The organism is Streptomyces sp. NPDC002130 (assembly GCF_040296465.1).
Lineage (GTDB): Bacteria > Actinomycetota > Actinomycetes > Streptomycetales > Streptomycetaceae > Streptomyces.
The window spans coordinates 1-3,013 of the sequence record NZ_JBEOXI010000486.1 but is presented as its reverse complement, the minus strand read 5'-3'; the positions used below and the strand labels follow the sequence as shown (position 1 = coordinate 3,013).

Genomic DNA, 3,013 nt, shown 5'->3' with positions numbered 1-3,013 from the left:
CCGCTCTTCGACCTCACGAACCACCTTGCCGACGACCATTCGAGCAGTTGCCTTGCTGGCCTCCGGCATGACCTGGTTCAGGCTCAGAAGCGTCCCGACCAGATGCACATCGGGCTCGACGGCGTCGAGCAGTTCCGGCTCGAGAAGCAACTGCGCCAAGCCCAGTCGGTCGATAGCGTCCTTCTGCATCACCTGCACCACCGTGCTGGGAAAGTACGTGCGGATATCACCGAGCCACCTGGCGACGGACGGCGCCGACGCCCCCAAACCGGCTGAGCGCCGACGCCCCTTGGTCGGGCCGGACGAGTCGTATAACGCTGCAAGAGCTGCATCCATTCGACTGTCGCCCGGTTGACCCAGCCCACCCGTCGACTCTTCGGCGGATTCGCCGAGCATCAATCTCCAGCGTCGCAGGCGCTGATCGTCGTCACTCATGCGCGCACTCCCAGTATCTGCGCAACGACCACCATTGCCGCGCTGCCACGTCGAGCATCGGTCTCCACTGTCGTTTCGACGCGTCGGCCGCCCCTGACTGCCTGACCGATCGCCCGACGTTCCCCGGATTCGAAAGCTCCGAACGTGCGCCGAAGCAACGGAAGCGTGTCGATGAAATCCTGCTCGCGAAGGTGACGGACCCAGGTGTCGATCAGTGTGAGCAACGCTCGGTCGTGAACGAGCACAAGCCCTCCTCCGCCGAGAAATCCGTCGACCCACCCGGCCTTCGCGGTCGGCACGCTGCCCACGGACAGGGCCCGAGACAATCGCTGGGCTGCAGCGGTTTCCGTGATCGAACCGCTGTCGCGCAGAAGCCGCACCATCCGCCCGACGAGTAAACCGTTGACGTCGTCGCGGTCGATCACGCCGGCCATCGCCTGCAACCACCGTGCGCTCGCGTCGCGGTCGTCACGGACCATAACTGCCGCGTGCACCTTGTCGAGGTGATCGCGAAACTCCTCGGCACTGGGATCGTCCAGACCGGTGACAGCGACTGCGAGGCCGGTGCAAATGCGGATCAACAAGCTGTCGGCGACGTCGATCAAGGCCGACACGTCGGTACCGCGCACGTCGCCGTACCGCAGCGTTCGGGTCAGCGTGGGCAGCGCCGCCATCAAGTGCGACACGTCATGATCCAGTGCCGCAACCGTTTTCACACTTTCCAGCACAGCGGACAAGGCTGCCGGAAGGTTTGCCAGGAGCGAGTTCTCCAGTAGTCCGATCAGTGACGCCAGCGTGATGTCCGGCTCGTGAATCTTCGACACGACCCGCGAGGCCGCCGCTTCGGCCACCGTCGTACCCCACAGCGACGCCTCGATCACCGAGACCGAGAATTCGGGCTTCCATTGCAGCGCCCAAGTCTCCCGGAACGTTCCGGTGGAACGGACCTCACTGTCGGCCGGCGTCCCCCAGTCGATCTCGAGGATCCCCAGTCGGTGCAGGAACTGGGAACGCTCGACGTCGATGTCGCGTCGCAGGTCCAGATCGAGGTTTTTGGCTCCCGCTTGTTGTTTGAGCCGCAGGGTCTTCGAGCGTGCTCGCAGGTCCGCTTCGAGTGGAACCGTCGGCGTCTCCTCGGGCACCGAACCCAGGGCTTCGCCCACGACGAGTCTTCGCGTGATCAGATCCAGAAGAACGTCGTTTCCATCGCACATCACCGACCTCGTAGCCTCGGTAACTTCCGACAATCCGGCCAGCGGGCGAGAACGCAATGCCGCCAACGTATCTGCCAATCGGACAGCTTCGATGACGTGAGCACTCGAGATCGGAAGGTCCTCGTCGCGCAGCACCCGGGCAACTTTGGTGAGCCACCGAGTGATCGTCTTGTCGTTCGCGGTGAACAGGTGGTGATACCAGCCCGGCGAGGTAATTCCGGCGCCGTAACCCGATGCCGACGAAAGGCGCGAATGCGTCCAGGGAACCCAGGTCAGCGAGGTCTTGACCTTGGACATTCCTTTGAGGATGCGAGCATCGGGAGCCGCTGGCCCCAAGGCTCCGACCAACGCCGGCGCGTGCCACGCCCCGCAGACGACGGCTACCCGCTCAGCGCCTCCTTTCAACGTCTTTCGCAGCACCTGACGCATGTACGCTTCGCGATGCGCTGTCTCCTCGTCGATCGGCACTGTTTCACGCAGCGCCTCCATCGCCTCGGTGATCGCATCGAAAGAATCTGCGCCCGAGCTCGATTCGATCACCGAATCCCACCAGCGTTCGGTGTCGTCGAACCCCGCGGCCGACGCCAGTTCAGCCAGAGGATCACCCTCGCGTGTAGTACGAATCCCTTGATCCGCCAACACGTTGAACGCGGGCAGGTCGCAGAACCGTGCCTGCACACCGTTGCTCGCGGCCCACTTCAGCGCTTGCCATTCGGGCGAGAACACCGCAAACGGCCAGAATGCCGCCTTCGACGGTTCGCCAGTGGCATACGCCAGCAGCGCAATCGGCGGTTCCATCGACTCCGATGCCGCCAGCATCACCAACGGGTCTGCATCCGAAGGCCCTTCGATCAGGACGACGTCAGGCGAGAACTCTTCCAGGCCTTGCCGAACCGAACGAGCAGATCCCGGGCCGTGGTGACGGATTCCGAAGACCCGGACACGCAGGTCCGGAATGGCGATGGTCACCCGGTGACCTCGCGGCAAGCCCGATAGAAGTCGGACCACTCTCCGCGTTCACGCACTACTGCCTCGAGGTACTCGTTCCACACAACCTTGTCTGCGACCGGATCCTTGATCACCGAACCCAGGATTCCGGCAGCGACGTCGGATGCCCGCAGTACGCCGTCCCCGAAATGCGCAGACAGCGCCAAACCGTTGGTGACCACCGAGATCGCCTCCGCCGTCGACAGAGTTCCGGACGGGGACTTCAACTTGGTGCGGCCGTCGGTGGTCGTGCCTGATCGCAGTTCCCGGAACACGGTGACGACCCGGCGAATTTCCTCGGCTGCTGCGGGGGTTGTCGGCAATTCCAGTGCTGCGCCCAGCTGTTCGACTCGACGTGCCACGATGGCCACCTCGTC

1 protein-coding gene and 2 pseudogenes are annotated in these 3,013 nt (G+C 63.9%); all 3 read right to left on the bottom strand.

Annotated features, from left to right (window positions below; genetic code table 11):
- Nucleotides 1-435: pseudogene (locus ABT116_RS41480) on the bottom strand (hypothetical protein); the annotation flags it as partial.
- Entirely contained in the window at nucleotides 432-2,618 is a 2,187-nt protein-coding gene (locus tag ABT116_RS41475; RefSeq protein ID WP_298776799.1) for a DUF5682 family protein, read from the bottom strand. The gene ABT116_RS41475 and the pseudogene ABT116_RS41480, both read right to left, overlap by 4 nt.
- Nucleotides 2,615-3,013 (bottom strand): annotated as a pseudogene (locus ABT116_RS41470) (ATPase); the annotation flags it as partial. The pseudogene ABT116_RS41470 and the gene ABT116_RS41475, both read right to left, overlap by 4 nt.